The 16,412-nt window shown below is 67.3% G+C and carries 16 protein-coding genes and 1 tRNA gene; 9 read left to right on the top strand and 8 right to left on the bottom strand.

The window, feature by feature from the left end:
- The first annotated feature begins 63 nt into the window (after positions 1-63).
- The 4 genes from GO592_RS28185 to GO592_RS28170 are packed head-to-tail and all read left to right on the top strand — an operon-like array spanning position 64 to position 4,481.
- Positions 64-657 (top strand): TetR/AcrR family transcriptional regulator, encoded by a 594-nt coding sequence (locus tag GO592_RS28185; RefSeq protein WP_082324946.1) that lies wholly within the window; start codon positions 64-66, stop codon positions 655-657.
- Positions 654-2,144, top strand: a complete 1,491-nt coding sequence (locus tag GO592_RS28180; RefSeq protein WP_007298501.1) for a flavin-containing monooxygenase — start codon at positions 654-656, stop codon at positions 2,142-2,144. Before GO592_RS28185 ends, GO592_RS28180 begins: the two co-directional genes overlap by 4 nt.
- Complete coding sequence (locus GO592_RS28175) at positions 2,141-3,853, top strand: FAD-dependent oxidoreductase (RefSeq protein ID WP_007298502.1); 1,713 nt, start codon at positions 2,141-2,143, stop codon at positions 3,851-3,853. Before GO592_RS28180 ends, GO592_RS28175 begins: the two co-directional genes overlap by 4 nt.
- Complete coding sequence (locus GO592_RS28170) at positions 3,837-4,481, top strand: hypothetical protein (protein WP_039951786.1); 645 nt, start codon at positions 3,837-3,839, stop codon at positions 4,479-4,481. Before GO592_RS28175 ends, GO592_RS28170 begins: the two co-directional genes overlap by 17 nt.
- A 5-nt stretch (positions 4,482-4,486) precedes the next feature.
- On the opposite strand, the gene GO592_RS28165 is transcribed toward GO592_RS28170, so the two are convergent.
- The gene (locus GO592_RS28165) at positions 4,487-4,909 is read right to left on the bottom strand and encodes an SRPBCC family protein (RefSeq protein WP_005256072.1); all 423 of its coding nucleotides are present in this window, start codon (positions 4,907-4,909) and stop codon (positions 4,487-4,489) included.
- A complete protein-coding gene (locus tag GO592_RS28160) occupies positions 4,906-5,217 on the bottom strand; it encodes an ArsR/SmtB family transcription factor (RefSeq protein WP_005256073.1) in 312 nt (103 codons plus the stop codon). Before GO592_RS28160 ends, GO592_RS28165 begins: the two co-directional genes overlap by 4 nt.
- A 93-nt stretch (positions 5,218-5,310) precedes the next feature.
- On the opposite strand from GO592_RS28160, the gene GO592_RS28155 reads away from it, so the two are divergent.
- The 3 genes from GO592_RS28155 (at position 5,311) to GO592_RS28145 (ending at position 8,404) form a co-directional block, all read left to right on the top strand.
- Positions 5,311-5,769 carry a Fur family transcriptional regulator gene (locus GO592_RS28155; protein WP_005256074.1) on the top strand — a complete coding sequence of 153 codons (459 nt, stop codon included), beginning with the start codon at positions 5,311-5,313 and terminating at the stop codon, positions 5,767-5,769.
- 54 nt (positions 5,770-5,823) lie between these two features.
- Positions 5,824-7,293, top strand: a complete 1,470-nt coding sequence (locus tag GO592_RS28150; protein WP_005256075.1) for a catalase — start codon at positions 5,824-5,826, stop codon at positions 7,291-7,293.
- A gap of 307 nt (positions 7,294-7,600) precedes the next feature.
- Positions 7,601-8,404: a metal-dependent hydrolase gene (locus GO592_RS28145; RefSeq protein ID WP_005256076.1), complete on the top strand. Its 804-nt coding sequence runs from the start codon at positions 7,601-7,603 to the stop codon at positions 8,402-8,404.
- 1 nt (position 8,405) lies between these two features.
- On the opposite strand, the gene GO592_RS28140 is transcribed toward GO592_RS28145, so the two are convergent.
- The 3 genes from GO592_RS28140 to GO592_RS28130 all read right to left on the bottom strand — a co-directional run bounded on the left by GO592_RS28140 (position 8,406) and on the right by GO592_RS28130 (position 10,639).
- Entirely contained in the window at positions 8,406-9,413 is a 1,008-nt protein-coding gene (locus tag GO592_RS28140) for an ABC transporter substrate-binding protein (protein ID WP_007298504.1), read from the bottom strand.
- Positions 9,414-9,539: 126 nt separating this feature from the next.
- Positions 9,540-9,613, bottom strand: a tRNA-Pro gene (locus tag GO592_RS28135).
- Positions 9,614-9,667: 54 nt separating this feature from the next.
- Entirely contained in the window at positions 9,668-10,639 is a 972-nt protein-coding gene (locus GO592_RS28130) for a metallophosphoesterase (RefSeq protein ID WP_007298505.1), read from the bottom strand.
- Between the two features lie 67 nt (positions 10,640-10,706).
- Here GO592_RS28130 and GO592_RS28125 point away from each other — a divergent pair, with 67 nt between their 5' ends.
- Complete coding sequence (locus GO592_RS28125) at positions 10,707-11,174, top strand: GatB/YqeY domain-containing protein (protein ID WP_005248498.1); 468 nt, start codon at positions 10,707-10,709, stop codon at positions 11,172-11,174.
- 55 nt (positions 11,175-11,229) lie between these two features.
- On the opposite strand, the gene GO592_RS28120 is transcribed toward GO592_RS28125, so the two are convergent.
- On the bottom strand, positions 11,230-13,575 hold the full coding sequence (locus GO592_RS28120) for a penicillin-binding protein (protein WP_007298506.1): 2,346 nt from the start codon (positions 13,573-13,575) through the stop codon (positions 11,230-11,232).
- 258 nt (positions 13,576-13,833) lie between these two features.
- Here GO592_RS28120 and GO592_RS28115 point away from each other — a divergent pair, with 258 nt between their 5' ends.
- Complete coding sequence (locus GO592_RS28115) at positions 13,834-14,157, top strand: WhiB family transcriptional regulator (protein WP_005248496.1); 324 nt, start codon at positions 13,834-13,836, stop codon at positions 14,155-14,157.
- Positions 14,158-14,221: 64 nt separating this feature from the next.
- On the opposite strand, the gene GO592_RS28110 is transcribed toward GO592_RS28115, so the two are convergent.
- Positions 14,222-15,361 (bottom strand): ArsA family ATPase, encoded by a 1,140-nt coding sequence (locus tag GO592_RS28110; RefSeq protein WP_007298507.1) that lies wholly within the window; start codon positions 15,359-15,361, stop codon positions 14,222-14,224.
- The gene (locus GO592_RS28105; protein ID WP_007298508.1) at positions 15,358-16,374 is read right to left on the bottom strand and encodes an ArsA-related P-loop ATPase; all 1,017 of its coding nucleotides are present in this window, start codon (positions 16,372-16,374) and stop codon (positions 15,358-15,360) included. The genes GO592_RS28110 and GO592_RS28105 overlap by 4 nt, the downstream gene beginning before the upstream one ends.
- Positions 16,375-16,412: the final 38 nt, after the last annotated feature.

Genomic DNA, 16,412 nt, shown 5'->3' with positions numbered 1-16,412 from the left:
TGCTCACGGGCGCGTAGCGCAAACTTAAAAGCAGTCTGGACTGTTTTCTTTTTTCCGCCTACAGTGCTAGGTGTGACACCTGACACAGAAGTAGTCAAGCCGGCCCGCACGCAGGCCGAGCGGACCGCGGCGATGCGCACGAAGCTGCTCGACGCGGCCGTAGACTCCCTGGTCGAGCTCGGGTACGCCCGCACCACCACGCAGGGCATCGCCCGTCGGGCGGGGGTGTCGCGCGGCGCGCAGCTGCACCATTTCCCGACCAAGGAGTCGCTGGTGGTGGCCGCCGTGGAACATCTCGTGGACAAGCGGCTGCAGGAGATCCTCGCCGCCGAAGTGGACGCAGGTCGGGGCGTCGAAGTGCTCGCCGACGCCTTCTCCGGCCCGCTGTTCTATGCGGCCCTCGAGCTGTGGGTGGCCGCCCGCACCGACCCGGCGCTGTACGGGGCGACAGTTCCGCTCGAGCGGAAGGTCAACGACGCTCTGCGCCGCGGGTCGGCGGCGGTGTTCGGCGATCGGTTCGACGCCGACGCCATCGAGCTCACTATCGAATTGGTTCGCGGTCTGGCGGTGTCGGCACTGTTCCGCACCCCCGAGGCCGAACAGTCACTACGCGCGCGGCTGTTGCCCGTGTGGGAATCGAAGGTGGAGAAGTCGTGAATCTTCCGCAGCACGTACACACCCTCATCGTGGGGGCAGGTTTCGCCGGTATGGGACTGGCGGCGCGCATCCTGCAGACGCAGCCGCAGGCCGACGTCCTGATCATCGAGCGCGGCGACGACGTCGGCGGCACGTGGCGAGACAACACCTACCCCGGGTGTGCGTGCGACGTTCCGACGTCGCTGTACTCGTATTCGTTCGCGCCGAGCGCCGACTGGAGTCACACGTTCGCCCGCCAACCCGAGATCCACCGTTACCTGAAGAAGGTCGCGGCCGACACCGGTGTCCGGTCCCGGGTGGTGACCGATTGTGAACTGCAGGAAGCGCACTGGGACGATGGCGAGACCATCTGGACCGTCCGGACGAGCCGCGGAACGCTGACCGCCGATGTCGTGGTGGTCGCGACCGGTGCGCTGTCGACGCCCAGCGTCCCGGACATGCCGGGGCTGGAGACGTTCGGCGGCACCACGTTCCATTCGGCGACGTGGAACCATGACCACGACCTCACCGGTGAGCGCGTGGCCGTGATCGGCACCGGTGCGTCTGCGGTGCAGTTCGTCCCGGAGATCGCGCCCGCGGCCGAGCATCTCACCGTGTTCCAGCGCACGCCCGCCTGGGTGATCCCGCGCCTCGACCGCGAACTGTCCGGCTCCGAGAAGGCCCTCTACCGGCGACTGCCGTTGGTGCAGAAGGCTGTCCGTGGGTCCGTGTACAGCTTCCGCGAGGCCCTGGGTGGTGTGCTCGCGCACGCGACCGGGCTGCTGCCGGTGTTCGAAATGGTAGCCAAGGTGCACCTGCGCAGGCAGGTGCGCGATCCCGAACTGCGCCGCAAGCTCACGCCGAACTTCACGATCGGCTGCAAGCGGATGCTGCTGTCGAACGACTGGCTCCGGACCCTCGACCGTCCCGACGTCACGCTCGTAGACGCGGGACTCGCCGCGGTCACGCCGGACGGCGTGGTCGACGCGGTGGGGGGCGTGCACAAGGTCGACACCATCATCTTCGCGACCGGCTTCACGCCGACGGAACCGCCTGTGGCGCACGCGTTGCGCGGTGCGAACGGCCGCACGCTCGCCGAGCACTGGGACGGGAGCCCGAGCGCGTACAAGGGGACCACCGTCGCCGGGTTCCCCAACCTGTTCCTGATGTACGGTCCCAACACCAACCTCGGGCACAGCTCCATCGTCTACATGCTCGAATCGCAGTCCGCGTACATCGCCGACGCATTGAACACGATGCACCACAGCGGCATCACCGCCTTCGAGGTCACCGAGGAGGCGCAGCGCCGGTACAACACCCGCATCCAGTCCGACCTGCAGTCCACCGTCTGGAACAAGGGCGGCTGCTCGAGCTGGTACTACGACTCCGAGGGACGGAACTCCGTCCAGTGGCCGACCTTCACCTGGAAGTTCCGCTCCCAGCTGCAGCGCTTCGACCAGGAAAACTACGTCTCACGACGCAGGGCCGCGAAGGAGACCGTCGCGTGACGCACTACGACGTGATCGTGGTCGGCTCCGGTTTCGGTGGCAGCGTCGCGGCGCTCCGGCTCACCGAGAAAGGCTACCGGGTCGGTGTTCTCGAAGCGGGCAGACGTTTCGCCGACGACGAGCTGCCCGAGACGAGCTGGCGGCTGCGGCGCTACCTGTGGGCGCCGTGGCTGGGTTGCTACGGCGTGCAACGGATCCACCTCCTCCCCGACGTCCTGGTCATGGCCGGGGCGGGCGTCGGGGGCGGATCGCTGAACTACGCGAACACCCTCTACCAGCCGCCGCGCCGCTTCTTCGAGGACAAGCAGTGGGCGCACATCACCGACTGGCAGTCGGAGCTGGCCCCGTATTACGAGCAGGCGAAACGGATGCTGGGCGTGACGACCAATCCGTCGTTCACCCCCGCCGACGCCGTCATGCGCGAGGTGGCTGAGGAGATGGGCGCCGGTGAGACGTTCACGTCCACACCGGTGGGCGTCTTCTTCGGCGAACCAGGGTCGCGGGTGGCCGATCCGTTCTTCGGCGGAGTGGGACCCGAGCGCACGGGGTGCACCGAGTGCGGCAGTTGCATGACGGGTTGCCGGGTGGGCGCGAAGAACACGCTCGTCAAGAATTACCTCCACCTCGCCGAGAAGGCGGGCGCCCGGGTGCATCCGCTGACGACGGTGAAGGCGTTGCACCCCCGGGCGGGCGGCGGTTACGAGCTGCGGACCCGCCGCACCGACGGAATCCGCAAGCGGGAGCACACGTTCACCGCCGACCAAGTGGTGGTCGCCGCGGGAACGTACGGCACCGCCCGGCTGCTGCTGGCGATGAAGGAATCCGGTGCGCTGCCGCGGTTGTCGCCGCGGCTGGGATCGGTGGTGCGCACCAACTCCGAGGCGGTCCTCGCGGCCACGGCGAAGAACCGCGCCACCGACTTCACGAAGGGTGTGGCCATCACGTCCTCGTTCCACCCGGACGATCACACCCACATCGAACCCGTCCGGTACGGCAAGGGCAGCAACGCGATCGGACTGTTGCAGACGGTCCTCAGCGACGGCGGCGGCAGAACGCCGCGGCTGCTGAAAACGGTGGGCGTCGCGTTGCGTCGCCCCGGGGCGTTCGTGCGCAGCCTCTCAGTACGGCACTGGTCGGAGCGCACCGTGATCGCGCTCGTCATGCAGACCGACGACAATTCGCTCGAACTGGCCAAGGGGAAAGGCCGCCTCGGCCGCGCGGTGACCAGCCGGCCCGGACCCGGAGATCCACCACCTGAATGGATCCCGCAGGGTCACACGGCCATCCGCAAGGTGGCCGAGCGGATCGGGGGAGACCCCGGCGGTTCGTTCGCCGACGTCGTGAACATTCCGATGACCGCGCATTTCCTCGGGGGTTGCACCATCGGGGACTCCCCGGACACCGGTGTCGTCGACCCCTACCTGCGGGCGTACGGACACGACGGCCTGCACGTGGCGGACGGTTCCGTGGTGAGCGCGAATCTCGGGGTCAACCCGTCGCTGACCATCACCGCCCAGGCCGAGCGTGCATTCGCGTTGTGGCCCAACAAGGGTGAGGTCGATGCCCGGCCCGAACCGGGCAAGCCATACGTACGTATCGAACCGTCGCCGCCCCGGAGTCCGGTGGTGCCCGCCGATGCGCCGGGTGCGCTGCGGCTCCCGCTGACGGTCGCAACCCGAAGGGAGACAGTCGATGTGGAGCGTGCCTGAATCGACCACCCAGCGCACCGACTGGCCCGAGAGCGCGTCGCCCCCGTGGCCGGCGGGAGTCCGCGCGACGCTGTGGTGGCATCGCAGCACTGCGGCCGCCCGCGCGCTCGGACCCGACGGCGCCACCGTGCCGTTGACCCTGGCGATGATGGTCGACTACCTGGACTCGCCGGTCGGCCCCTACCGGGAAATCCTCGCGAGTCCGGTGCTCCGCGCGCCCGGTCGTCGCATCGGCGTCCTGCCCCGCATGGCGGTCCCGTTCATCGCCGTGGATTCGGAACCCTCCGTACACGGCGGACGGGTGCACTGGAGCCTGCCGAAGGTGCCGGCCGAGTTCGACGGCGACGTGCACGGCGACTTCGAGGCGTCGTCCGACGCGTGGCGCGTCACCACGAACACTCGGCCGCGCGGCCCGCGACTACCGATCGTCGGAGCGCTGGGGTTCGCGCAACCCGGCGACCGGGGCCTCGTGACGGCATCCGCACGACTGCGGGGCCATTTCCGATATGCCCGCGTGGACGTGGCGGCCGAAGGTCCCACCCTCGGTGACTGGCTGACGCCCGGCACACACCACGGCATCGTGATCACGGACGGCCGGATGACCACCGGACCCGCGCAACTCCGCTGACTCGATCAGGCAGGTCGCGGTCCGATGTCCGCCACCACGCCGGCGAGACGGGGCAGCACGGTGTCGCGCCAGCCCGGACCCATCCGCTCGAACGCGTCGCGGCTGCGCTTGTCGTCGAGGTCGAAGCCGGAGTGGTCGAGGAACAGGCGGGTGCCCGCACCCTCGGGAACGAGGCGCCAGACCAGCGTCCAGTTCTCGGTGAACGTGTAGACGAAGCGCCGCTCGGGTTCGACCTCGACCACCTCGCAGGGAACGGCGCCCCAGCCGGGCATCTCGAGGTGGAACCGATGCCCGACCGTGGCGGCGATGTCGCCCGCGGCCCACCAGCGGGCGAGCAGTTCCGGCTCGGTGAGGGCGCGCCACACCTTGGCGGGCGGCGCGGCGATGAACTGATCGACGGAGATCTTGGTGGTGGTGCGGTCGGTCACGAGTCCTCCTCGAGGAAGTCGGCGAGTGTGCGCAAGCGGCCACGCCAGAACCGCTCGAACGGGTGTAGCCAGTCGCCGACGTCGGCGAGCGGCTCGGCGGTCAGGTGGTAGTGCCGTTGCCGTCCGGACGGTTCGTCGCGGACGAGTCCGGCCCGGCGCAGGACCTGTAGGTGCTCTGCCACCGCGGGCCGGCTGAGGTCGAACCGGCCGGCGAGGTCTCCGGCGGTGAGGGGGCCGTCCACCAGGATTTCCAGCAGGCGCCGTCGCACGGGGTTGGCGAGGGCGATGAAGACGTCGTCGTCGGGCACGCCGCGACTTTATGTCGGAGATTTCCGACATGTCAAGAATTTTCGACGCATCCTTTTCTTGACTAATTCCAAAAAGGCGCGATACTGGAACACATGCGACACGACACGGATCCCAAAGCGCAGCTGCGCGAGGTGGGCCTGCGTGTCACTGCGCCACGTGTTGCAGTGTTGAATGCGGTTGCCGTACGCCCGCATTCCGACGTCGACGACATTGCGGCCGTAGTTCGTGAAGAGCTGGGATCGGTCTCCACCCAGGCGGTATACGACGTCCTCAAGGCGTGCACCGCCGCCGGCCTGCTTAGACGTATCGAGCCCGCGGGATCGCCCGCGAGGTTCGAAACCCGTACCGGAGACAACCACCACCACCTCGTGTGCCGCAGCTGCGGGACCGTCGTGGACGTGGACTGCGCCGTCGGTGAGGCTCCGTGCCTCGACCCTTCGCAGGCCCACGGTTTCGAGATCGACGAGGCCGAGGTCGTCTTCTGGGGGCTCTGCTCGCAGTGCCAGACCGGCGCGCAGAGCGGAACCGGGTCGGCAGCAGCCCTGTCCTGACCCCGTCCGTCCCCACCGCTACACCCTCACCCGATGCAACCTGGAGGCTTTGCCATGCCTGAAACACAGCGCGCCACCACCAACAACTTCGGAATTCCCGTCGCCAGCGACAACGAATCCCTCACCGCGGGCACACAGGGCCCCATCCTGCTGCACGACCACTACCTGATCGAGAAGCTCGCCCAGTTCAATCGTGAGCGTGTCCCGGAGCGCGTCGTCCACGCCAAGGGCGGCGGTGCGTTCGGCGAACTGGTCGTCACCCACGACGTGAGCCGCTACACGAAGGCCGCTCTGTTCCAGCCCGGCGCCAGGACCGAGTCGCTCGTGCGCTTCTCCACCGTCGCCGGCGAGCAGGGCAGCCCCGACACCTGGCGTGACCCGCGCGGATTCGCCGTCAAGTTCTACACCGAGGACGGCAACTACGACCTCGTCGGCAACAACACGCCCGTCTTCTTCATCAAGGACCCGATCAAGTTCCCCGACTTCATCCACTCGCAGAAGCGACTGCCGGGATCCGGTCTGCGCGACCACAACATGCAGTGGGACTTCTGGACGCTGCGGCCCGAGTCCGCGCACCAGGTGACCTGGCTGATGGGTGACCGCGGAATCCCGAAGACGTGGCGTCACATGGACGGTTTCGGCTCGCACACGTACCAGTGGGTCAACGCCGACGGCGAGCGGTTCTGGGTCAAGTACCACTTCAAGACCGATCAGGGCATCGAGTTCCTCACGCAGGACGAGGCCGACACCCTCGCCGGCAACGACCCCGATCATCACCGCGCCGACCTGTACGACACGATCGCCCGCGGCGAGTTCCCCAGCTGGACGCTGAAGGTTCAGGTCATGCCCGTCGACGAGGCCGAGGGGTACCGGTTCAACCCGTTCGACCTCACCAAGGTGTGGTCGCAGAAGGACTACCCGCTGATCGAGGTCGGCAAGTGGACCCTCAACCGTAACCCGGACAACTTCTTCGCCCAGATCGAGCAGGCCTCGTTCGAGCCGTCGAATGTCGTTCCGGGAATCGGCTTCTCGCCCGACAAGATGCTGCTGGGACGGGTCTTCTCCTACGCGGACGCGCACCGGTACCGCATCGGCGCCAACTACGCGCAGCTGCCGGTCAACGCGCCGAAGAACCAGGTGAACTCGTACTCGCAGGACGGTGCGATGCGGTACGCCACCAATTCGCCCGAGACCCCGGTGTACGCGCCGAACTCGTATGGCGGCCCGCACGCCGACGCGTCGCTCGCCGGCGACGAGGGCCTGTGGGCGTTCGACGGCGAGTCCGTGCGAGCCGGCTACATCGAGCACGCCGAAGACGGCGATTTCACGCAGGCGGGCACGCTCGTCCGTGAGGTCCTGAGCGACGACGAACGCGACCGCCTGGTGAACAACATCGTCGGCCACGCGCTCGGCGGTGTCAGCGAACCGGTTCTGCTGCGGGTCTTCGACTACTGGAAGAGCGTCGACCCCGACCTGGGCAAGCGAGTGGAAATCGGTGTCCGGGAAGGGCAGAGCCAGAACTGATGTCGTTGGTGGGGCAGGCTCAGAGCAGGCCCCACCAATAGATCAGTACGGCGAGAACGAACACGATCACAGTTTCCACGACGACCCTCCTCCGCCCGACTGCACGCAGTGCACTTCCATCATCCACCTCGAGCGGGGACGGACGCCACTGCGCTTCGCGCCCGTGAGTACTTCTCAACCGCCCGTGGTTGAGAAGTACTCACAGGGGTGTGACGGGTGTGTCGGATGTTGTTGCTAGGTTGGGCGGTGTCAGGACACCGGCTCGGATGACCGTGTCCCGAGTCGGGGTCGAAAGGTGCTGTCTTCCATGGTGATGGGTCCCACCCATGCAATGTCCGGTGCGGCTGTCGGTCTGGCGGTGGCAGATCTGCTGCCTCTCGACTGGGGTGGGCCCACCTCGACCGCCGAGACCTTCACGTTCGCGGCGGTGTGCGCCGGAGCGGCGCTTCTCCCGGACCTGGACACGAGCCAGTCCACGGTCTCGCGCTCGTTCGGTCCGGTCAGTAACGTCGTCGCGAAGGGCGTCGATGCGGTGTCGCTGGGGTTCTACACCGTCACCAAAGGCAAACGCGACGGCAAGCGGCGGGGCGGGCACCGCACGCTCACCCACACGGCCCTGTTTGCCGTGGGTATCGGGGCCGGGGTGTCCGCGCTGGTCGTCCAGTTCGGCAAGCCCGCCATCATCGCGACGCTGTTCGTCTGCCTCGGGCTCGCGCTCCGCGGGCTGGCCGGAGAGCTGGCCAAAGAAAAAGGCTGGCTGGCGGTTTCGGCGGTCGCGGCGGTGCTGTCCGCGCTCACCTGGCAGTCGTATCCCACCGAGGCCGGTTCCACCGGACTCGGAGTCGCGGTGGCCCTCGGCTGCGCCACCCACTGCCTCGGGGACGCCATCACCAAGGAGGGCGTCCCCTTTCTTGCGCCGTTCCTCACGCTCGGGAAGGAACGGTGGTGGGAGTTCCGGCTCCCGTCGTTCCTGTCCATCCGGGCAGGCGGGCCCTTCGAGAAGGTCGTGCTCGGGCCCGCCCTCACGGTGGCGGTAGGACTCATGGTCATCTGGGCCATCGACGGTGCGCCGCAGGCAATCTACGACGCGTTCATGCCCGCCCCGCAGTGACTCAGGCCGCGAGCATGTTCTCGAGATCGTCGAGGACGATCATCGCCCCGGTGGGCCCCAGCGCGAGGAACCAGGTCTCGTCGCTCACGGGCACGGCCTTGCCGTCCTTCACCGCCTGCATCTGATTCCACAGCGGACCGCCGACCACGGTCGACTCGTCGGTGGTCTCGGGCGCGCCGTAGCTGGAGTAGAAGATCCGGTCGGCGTTCGCCTCACCGATCGTCTCCTGGCTCACCTCGACGGCAAGTTCGTCGACGTTCTGCACCGTCGGACGCGGAAGTCCGACGTCCCTCAGGATGACGCCGATGAACGACAGGTTGCCGTACAGGCGGATCTTGCCGGACATGAACCGGACCAGCGAGATCGTCGGCTCGCCCGTGATGGACTCCCGGACCTCGTCGGCGCGGGTCTGATAGGCGTTGAGCACCTCCTCCGCCTTGGTCTCCTCACCGAGGGCGTCGGCGACCAGCAGGAAGTTCTCCTTCCACGGGAAACCGGGGCGGATGCCGAACACGGTCGGCGCGATGGACGACAGCTGCGGGTACAGCTTGTCGGCGCGCAGCTTGCTGCCCAGGATCAGATCGGGCTGCAGAGCGGAGATCGCCTCGAGGTTCAGGTTGTTGGTGGTCCCGACGTCCGGCACCCCGGCCAGCTTGTCGGCGAGGTAGGACGGCTGACCGGCAGCGCTCTCCGGGCTGGCCAGTCCGACGGGTGTGATTCCCAGGGAGAGCACGTCGTCCAGCTCACCGCCGTCGAGGACGATCACCCGTTCGGGCTTCTTCTCGATGACGGTCTCGCCGAGGGCGTGGGTGATGGTCCGAGGAAAGACGCCCGGTTCGGCGTCGGTGCCGAGCTTGGCGGTCTCGGCGTCCGCCGTGGCGAACTGGCGGCCGCCGGTGGCGACGTCGGCGTTGCCGGCGGACGACCCGGTGTCGGTGGTGCTGCAGGCGGCGAGAAAGACGGTGGCCAGGGCGACCAGCCCGGCGCGTACGTAGACCCTCGAAGACATGAGGTGAGGCTAGCCTGAGGTTTCGGACCGATGGTCGCGGGGTCGCCGCAAACGGAAACACCCCACCATGCAGAAGAGGCCCTGGCCGGCGAACCGGTCAAGGCCTCTTCTCGGTGTCTCACACTGTCGGGGTGGCGGGATTTGAACCCACGACCTCTTCGTCCCGAACGAAGCGCGCTACCAAGCTGCGCCACACCCCGTGTTGAACCTCGGCTAGCTTACATTACCCAACCAGTCACCATTAAATCCCCTGGTCAGTTGCGTATAACGGTGCTCTCCGACGACTCGGCGCGACCCCGCGCGGCGTCGGCGTCCGAGCCACCGCGCTGAGCCGGAACCAACGTCAGGAGCGTCGCCTCGGGGCGGCAGCAGAAGCGGGCGGGCGCCCACGGCGACGTCCCGATTCCCGCGGACACGTGCAGCTGGGTGTGTGCACCCCACTTGGACGGACCCTTCACCCGTGAACGGTCGATGTCGCAGTTGGTGACCAGCGCGCCGTAGAACGGCAGGCACAGCTGACCGCCGTGCGTGTGGCCCGCCAGCACGAGGTCGTAGCCGTCGTCCGCGAACCGGTCGAGCACCCGCGGTTCGGGCGAGTGGGTGATGCCCAGCCGGAGATCGGCCAGCGGATTGGGCGGACCGGCGATCGTGTCGTACCGGTCGCGCTTGAGGTGCGGATCGTCGACTCCGGCCGACGCGATCCGGACACCCGACACCTCGAGGTCGCGGCGGACGTGCGTGACGTCGAACCAGCCGCGCTCGGTGAACGCGGCCCGCAGGTCGCCCCACGGCAGCGGCTCGCCGAGGACGCGCTTGTGTTCCTTGCGGAAGTACTTGAGCGGGTTCTTCGGCTTGGGCGCGAAGTAGTCGTTGCTGCCGAAGACGAACAGTCCGGGCCGGGCGAGCAGATTCCCCAGTGCCTGGACCACTGCGGGCACCGCCCGCTGGTGCGACAGGTTGTCGCCGGTGTTCACGACGAGGTCGGGGTCGAGGTTGTCCAGTTCCCGCAGCCAGTTCTGTTTCAGCCGCTGTCCGGGCATCATGTGCAGGTCGCTGATGTGCAGCACGCGGAGCGTCGACGACCCGGGTTGGAGTACCGGCATAGTGACCTCGCGCAGCGCGAACGCATTGCGCTCGATGAGCGAGGCGTAGCCGATGCCGAGGGCGGCGGCACCCGCCGTACCCAGGGCGGCGCGGGTCAGGTTGGCACGGAACTCGTCAGACACTCTTCCAGGATACTGATGAGCGCAATCGAGATGCAGTGGACGAATCGGGGCGCGTAGCGTTTCGCCCATGCCAGATTCACTGAAAGCAAGACTGCGCTCCGACATGACGGCCGCCATGAAGGCCAAGGATTCGCTGCGCACCGCCACCATCCGCATGCTGATGGCCGCCGTGCAGACCGAAGAGGTCTCCGGCAAGGAAGCTCGCGAGCTCACCGACGACGAGGTGCTGAAGGTCCTCGCGAAGGAGTCGAAGAAGCGCGGCGAGTCCGCCGAGATCTACACCGAGAACGGTCGAGGTGAGCTGGCAGCGCAGGAGCGGGCCGAGGCGCAGATCATCGACGAGTACCTCCCGACGCCGCTGACCGACGCGGAACTGGTCGACGTCGTCGACACCGCGATCGCTCAGGTGGCCGAGGAGATCGGTGAGCGTCCCGGCATGCGTCAGATGGGGCAGGTCATGAAGGCCGCCGGCGCACTCGCGGGCGGCAAAGCCGACGGTTCGCGGCTCTCGCACGCGGTGAAGTCCCGCCTCTGACTTCCCGAGGTGAGTGGGAAAGCGTGCGTCGCCACACCTTCCCACTCACCGATGGTTACCGGGGTATGGGCGGCAACTGGATCGGCGGCAGGCCGGGCAGCTGGATGGGCGGAACGGGGATCCCCTGAGCCGGCGCCTGCGGAGGAGCGGCCTTCACCGATCCGTCGCTGACGTAGATCGTGATGGTCGACCCCGGAATGGCCGAACCGGACGGCGATGCGCTCGTGACCGTCCCCTTGGCCGCCTGCGACGCGGTGGTGACCGCGTTCACGGTGAACCCCGCACCCTGCAGACGGGACGTCGCGGCCGACTGGCTCAGGCCGGTGACGTCCGGAACCTGACCGTTCTGCGAACCCCGCGCGTATTTCTGGTCGACCGGCGGCAGCGTCGTCGGCCCGAAGTTGTTGGCGATGGGGTTCATCGCCGCGTACCAGGTCCGCGCCGGTTCGTTTCCACCGAACAGGTTGCCGTCGCCACACGGCCTCAGCGGGGCCGAACAGATCTCACCCGGTGTCGGCGAGTCGCCGAACACGTAGACGGCGGCGGCGAAGTTGTTGGTGAATCCGAGGAAGCCCGAGGACATGTGGGATTCCGTGGTACCCGTCTTACCTGCCATCGGCAGCGTCCAGCCGACGCTGCCCGCCGCCCCGGCGGACGTGCCACCGGGCTTGTCGTCCTTGCTCATGGCGTTGGTGAGCGTGTCCGCGAGGCCGGGTTCGACCACCTGCTCGCAGGCCTGCTGGGTGACCGAGACGGGCTTGCCTTCACGGTCGAACACCGAATCGATGGGGGTGGGCGGGCACCACTTGCCGTGCGAGGCGAGCGTCGCCGCGACATTCGACAGTTCCAGCGGATTGATCCACGTGGGACCGAGGGTGAACGAACCCAGGTTCTGATCCTTCTGGAAGTCGGCCATGCTGCGGTCGTCGAATCCCGACGTGCCGGGCTGGGCGTACGAGCGCAGACCCAGCCGCACCGCCATGTCGACGGTGGGGGCGACGCCGGTCGCCTGGATCAGCTTGACGAACGCGGTGTTGGGGGACTGCGCCAGGGCGTCCGTCACCGACAGTGCCGCCGGGTACTTGCCTGCGTTCTCGACGCAGTACGTGGACGCGGGGCAGCCTCGTGCACCACCGCTACCCATGCCCCGGGCCTCGAACCGCCCGGGCACGTCCAGGATGGCGTTCGTGCCGAGGCCCTTCTCCATCGCGGCGGCCGTCGTAAAGATCTTGAAGATCGACCCGGCGCCGTGACCGGCCAGTGAGTACGGCTGCGCCTGCACGGTCTCGTTGGCGTTCGCGTCGAGGCCGTAGGTGCGGCTGCTGCCCATCGCGAGGATCCGGTGCGAATCCTGGCCGGGCTGGACCACGTTCATGACGTTCGCGATGCCGTCGAGCCCCGGGCTGGCGTTCGCGCTGAGTGCCGCCTTCGTCGACGCCTGGACCGCGGGGTCGAGCGTCGTCTTGATCAGGTAGCCGCCCTTGTCGATCTGCTCGCGGCTGATGCCGGCGTTGGCCAGGTACTGCAGGGCGTAGTCGCAGAAGAAGCCGCGGTCGCCGGCCGCGATGCACCCGCGGGGCAGCCGGTTGGGCTCGGGCAGCACGCCGAGGGGCGTCTCCTTGAGCTGCCGGAGTTCGGCGGCGCGCTCGGGAATGTTCGAGATCATCGTGTCGAGAACCACGTTGCGTCGTTCGAGGACGCCATCGGGATTCGTGTACGGGTTCAGAGCCGAACTCGACTGCACCATGCCCGCGAGCATCGCGGACTGCTGCGTGTTCAGTTCGGACGCGTCGATGCCGAAGTAGGTCTGTGCGGCGTCCTGGATGCCGAACGAGGCGTTGCCGAACGGAACCAGGTTGAGGTAGCGGGTGAGGATCTCGTCCTTGGTGAGTTCCTTGTCGAGGGTCAGCGCCATCCGGATCTCGCGGATCTTGCGGGCGGGCGTCGTCTCGATCGCCGCCCGGCGTTCGGCGTCGGTCTTGGCAACGACGAGCAGCTGGTAATTCTTCACATACTGCTGGTCGAGGGTGGACGCGCCCTGCTGCACCTCACCGCTCGTGGTGTTGGTCAGGAAGGCGCGCATCGTGCCCTGCCAGTCGACGCCCTTGTGCTCGGGGAACCGGCGGTCCTCGACGGAGACGATGGCGAGCTTCATCTCGTTGGAGATCTTTTCGCTGGGCACTTCGAAGCGCCGCTGGTCGTACAGCCACGCGATGGGATTGCCCGCCGAGTCCACCATCGTCGAGACCGCGGGAACCGTTCCTTCGACCAGTTCCGCGGAGACGTTGTCGACGGTGTCAGCCGCCCTGTTGGAGGCGTAACCGAACCCGCCGGCGAGCGGAAACATCACGCCGGCGAGGAGCACTCCTGCCAAGGCGGAGGATCCCGCGAGCTTCCCCACTGTTTTTGCAATCGACACGATCTACAGAGTACGTGGGGTCTGCGGGTGCGCTGGTTGGGCGCGGAATTCGGCCAGGAAAATGCCCTGAGCACGGGGTATGGACGGGCGTACCAAAAAAGCATGTTCTTCGTCTTGCGCGTTGCGGTTTCTTTACCTAAATTGTTGGAACAGTGTGATGGAGATAACACCCCATCGCTTATGTGGTGCAGCCTCGGCGTGCTAGGTGCTGGGTTGCGCAGACTCGAAGAGGGGAAACGAATGCACATGACCACCCCAACCAGCCGTCTGGACGTCGAGCAAGCAGAAGCGCGAATCGCCTGGGTCACCCAGGCCCGTTGCCGGGAAGTCGATCCCGATCAACTCTTTGTACGCGGCGCAGCACAGCGCAAGGCCGCAACCATTTGCCGGCATTGCCCGGTCCTGATGCAGTGCGGAGCCGATGCTCTCGACAATCGTGTCGAGTTCGGCGTGTGGGGTGGCATGACGGAACGTCAGCGCCGGGCGTTGCTCAAGCAGCACCCCGAGGTGGAATCATGGTCCGATTTCTTCGAAGCTCAGCGGCAGCACCAGTCCGCTGTCTGACGTTCGGTATCTGATTCGCAGACAGGCAAGACACCGGCGGTGACCGGTTCTCCGGCAGAGCTGATCAGCTCGTGCGGGTGAGCTGGTCACCTACCGCTCTCAAGGCCTCGAGGTCCGACACCTCGAACGGCAGCGAGGGCACGCCGACGATCGGTACCCGTGGGTGGGCGGCCGTGAACCGGCTCAGCAGTTGGACCTCACGCTTGGCGATCACCGCCCGATGGGCGTGGATCCGCAGTACAGCAGTGGTGAGGGGGTCTTGGTCCCCGAGTTGGTCGGCAGCAGTGACCGCGTGATCGGCCGGCAGGGAACTGAGAGTGGGGTGCGTCCGATTCAGGATGAGACCCGCGAGCGGCATCTCGTCGCCCGCGAGCCGGTCGACGAAGAACGCCGCCTCCCGCAGTGCATCAGGCTCCGCTGCCGCGATCACCAGAAACTTCGTGCCCGGCTGCCGGAGCAATTCGTAAGTGCGCGTGGCTCTTTCCCGGAAACCGCCGAACATCGAGTCCAGTGACTGCACGAAACTCGAGGCGTCCGACAGCATCTGACTGCCCACGATGGTGGAGACGCCACGCAGTGCCAGGCCCATCGCCCCGGTGACGAGCCGGGTGAGACCGCGACCCGGCGCGGTGAGCAACCGGATCATGCGCCCGTCGAGGAATGCGCCCAGGCGCTGGGGTGCGTCGAGGAAGTCCAGGGCGTTGCGGGACGGCGGGGTGTCGACGATCACCAGGTCCCATTTGTCGCTGGACGCGAGCTGCCCCAGCTTCTCCATCGCCATGTACTCCTGCGTGCCCGAGAACGAGGTGGCGACGGTCTGATAGAAGGGGTTCGCGAGAATCTGCTCCGCCTTCTCGGGTGTGGAGTGCTCGATCACCATCTCGTCGAACGTGCGACGCATGTTGAGCATCATGGCGTGCAGTTCGCCCGTCGCGCCCGGTCCGAGTTGCACGGGCTGCGGTGAGTTGTCGAGTTCCGCGACGCCCAGTGCCTGCGCGAGCCGGCGCGCCGGGTCGATGGTCAGCACGACCACTTTTCGGCCCTGCTCCGCCGCGCGCAGTGCCAGCGATGCGGCCGTGGTGGTCTTGCCGACGCCACCCGCGCCACAGCACACGACGATCCGCGTGGCCCTGTTCTCCAGAATTCCCGCGACGTCGAGAGCGGCAGCGGTGTGGCGACGCTCGTGTTCAGTTGTCTGGGTCATCGGACACCCTGTTCCGTCAGATATTCGGCGAGTTCGTACAGCCCACCCAGGTCGACACCGTCGGCGAGGGACGGCAGGTGCAACCGCGCCCCGTCCACTTCGCTGAGCGCTCCGGCACTCTCCTCCTGTGCTTCGAGGACGGACGCGTGCTCGATCGTCTCGGTGAGCAACCCGGCGAAATCGTCGTCGTCGAGGGTAATCCCGCATTTCTGCAGTCCGGACCGGATGGCCTCGGCATCGATACGGCCCTTCGCGGCGTCGGCCAGCGTCCCGGCGGGCAGGAACTGCGGGCTGGTGCGGTTCACCACGATGGTGCCCAGCCGCAGATCGGCGCGGACCAGTTCCTCTGCGGCGTCGGTGGTCTCCTGAACCGGAAGCGCCTCGAGCAGCGTCACGAGGTGGACGACGGTCTCGTCCGAATGCAGCAGGCGCACCACGCCCTCACTCTGCGAACGCACCGGTCCGCCCTTCGCGAGGTCCGCCATCGCCTTCGTCACGTCGAGGAAATTGCCGATCCGCCCGGTCGGCGGCGCATCGACGACGACGGCGTCGTACACCCGCTTGCCGGACTTGTCGGTGCGCACCACACATTCCTTGATCTTGCCGGTCAGCAGCACGTCCCGAAGCCCCGGCGCGATGGTGGTGGCGAACTCGATGGCACCGAACTTGCGCATCGCACGCCCGGCGAAGCCGAGGTTGTAGAACATCTCGAGATATTCGAGGAACGCGGTCTCGATGTCGATGGCCAGCGCCATGACCTCCCCGCCGCCCTCGGCGGCCGCGACTTTCGTCTCCTGCGGCGGCAACGGGGGCACGTCGAAGAGCTGGGCGATCCCCTGCCGGCCCTCGACTTCCACCAGCAACACGCGACGCCCACCCTCGGCCAGCGCGAGAGCCAACGCGGCGGCCACCGTGGACTTTCCGGTGCCGCCCTTTCCGGAGACGAAGTGCAGCCGGGCCCGCGCAGCCTTCTCGGGCCACGTCGGGGTGAGCTGGTCTGGGGATGCAACCACGGGTCGAGCCTATAAGTCTGGGAGCCGGGATGTGCGGG

The sequence above is a fragment of the Rhodococcus sp. 21391 genome (assembly GCF_016772255.1).
GTDB lineage: Bacteria > Actinomycetota > Actinomycetes > Mycobacteriales > Mycobacteriaceae > Rhodococcus_F > Rhodococcus_F opacus.
Note: the sequence above shows the minus strand (reverse complement) of the source record. Positions and strands in the feature narration are given on the sequence as shown.

Coding starts and splice junctions, on each gene's coding strand:
- GO592_RS28150 (WP_005256075.1), top strand. CDS start 5,824: ATGCCTGAAACACAGCGCGCCACCACCAACAACTTCGGAATTCCCGTC.
- GO592_RS28170 (WP_039951786.1), top strand. CDS start 3,837: ATGTGGAGCGTGCCTGAATCGACCACCCAGCGCACCGACTGGCCCGAG.
- GO592_RS28155 (WP_005256074.1), top strand. CDS start 5,311: ATGCGACACGACACGGATCCCAAAGCGCAGCTGCGCGAGGTGGGCCTG.
- GO592_RS28115 (WP_005248496.1), top strand. CDS start 13,834: ATGCACATGACCACCCCAACCAGCCGTCTGGACGTCGAGCAAGCAGAA.
- GO592_RS28140 (WP_007298504.1), bottom strand. CDS start 9,413: ATGTCTTCGAGGGTCTACGTACGCGCCGGGCTGGTCGCCCTGGCCACC.
- GO592_RS28145 (WP_005256076.1), top strand. CDS start 7,601: ATGGTGATGGGTCCCACCCATGCAATGTCCGGTGCGGCTGTCGGTCTG.
- GO592_RS28125 (WP_005248498.1), top strand. CDS start 10,707: ATGCCAGATTCACTGAAAGCAAGACTGCGCTCCGACATGACGGCCGCC.
- GO592_RS28110 (WP_007298507.1), bottom strand. CDS start 15,361: ATGACCCAGACAACTGAACACGAGCGTCGCCACACCGCTGCCGCTCTC.